Annotated in this window: 1 protein-coding gene; it reads right to left on the reverse strand. The window is 39.5% G+C overall.

Features of this window, described 5'->3' with window-relative positions:
* Nucleotides 1–1614: SspB-related isopeptide-forming adhesin (locus KZX55_RS09155; RefSeq protein WP_248026983.1), on the reverse strand; the 1614-nt coding region annotated here is incomplete at both ends.

The following is a 1614-nucleotide window of genomic DNA, read 5'->3' on the forward strand; positions in this document are numbered from 1 at the left end:
AACTTTGTTCACAGTATTTACATAGGTATTTTCAAAAGTTCCGACAGCAATTCGTTTCATTTGAATATAAGTCTCAGCCTGGAATGGAGAATCCAACTGAATCTCTTGAAGGAATTCCTCCTTGAAGCGAATGGTAATCATTCCCTTATCTTGATCATGTTCAACCTGTGTTTCAGCGGTTAAGTCTGTCCCTGCCTTGATAACACGACCGTCTTTCAATCGGATATCAACCTTGGCAAGAACTTTATAGTTTCCAGTGTATTGATCACCTTTTTGGTCATAATCATCTACAAAACTATAGTCATTCAAGTCCTCAGAATGATTTTGTGGAATCAAACCACCGATTAAACGATAATTGAAGTACTGGTTCAACGGAATTGTTTGGCCATCGATATTGTCACTGCTTGGATCCATACTGATTGTCACATCTTTTTTAGGTGTGATTTTTGGTACGTTGTTGACAACTACTTCTGTAGCATAGCCATTTCCAAAATCAATTTGGTAGGCTTTGTTTTCATACTTACCACCCGTTTGACCAAATTCAGGTTTAACTGTCATCGGATCTGTGATGAGCAATGATTTTCCTGCTGCCACATAGTTCTTGTAGAATTCAGCTGGATTATCAGCTGAGAAGAGTTGGAAAGCACCTTTAACAGTGATGTTTGCTTTCTTCAACAGCTCCTGAACTTTCTTAGGCGCAGCTTCTAAACTATCATATTGTTGAACACTGATACCTGATACAAGATTGCCCTCTAGATCACGAATCTTAACCAATTCTGGATGAAGGGTTAAGGCTTCTTCTGGATAATCATCCACATAGTAGAAACCATTTTGAATTGCTTCTTTAGAAGATTTATCTCCCTTGTATTGGTCCAAATCCCATGTGAGTTCATAGTAGTTCGTTGAACCAGCTAGAACTTCTTTGCCATCAATATTCACACCTTGCTTGTTCTTGTTAACTTTCAAAGGCTTGATGTAGTTGTTGTTTGGATTGTCAGGATCATTTGGTTTACCTGGAGTCGTTACACGAACAATATTTGACTTAACACCGTAGGCATCGTTAACTGTCAATGTAAAGTTATTTGTATAAGTTGCCCCATCATTCAAGACACGACCAACAACCGTTGGATAAAGAGTTTCAACAGGTTTAGTTAAATCAGCATTGTATGTTGCCAAGGTCTCATCAGTAGCCTTAAAGGTTACAGTGTGACTAGCTTTGTCATAGCTTGTTTCAAAACCTTTGCTTGCAGCCTTGGTTGCTTCCAAATCAAACTGATAGCCAGTTGGAAGTGGATCTACCAATACAAATGAAGTTGTTTTTGGACGACCAGCTGTCAACGCTTCCGTTTTCAACTCAAACTTCACTACAGACTGCTTAGCAACTAGAGTACGATCGATATCTACTCCATCCTCATTTTTAATTTCTTTATTAATCTGAGGTTGTGCAAATAGACGATTGTAATGGAAGTGAACTGTTGGCACCGCTGGTGGTGTTGGCAACTGCTTAGGAGTTGGTGCTACCGGCGGAGTTGGCAATGGATCATAATTTGGCTCTTCTGGTTTTGATGGCTCTGGTTGATCTGGAGTCTTAACTGGTGGAGTTGGCTCATTTTC

The sequence above is a fragment of the Streptococcus halitosis genome (assembly GCF_023147855.1).
GTDB classification, from domain to species: domain Bacteria; phylum Bacillota; class Bacilli; order Lactobacillales; family Streptococcaceae; genus Streptococcus; species Streptococcus halitosis_B.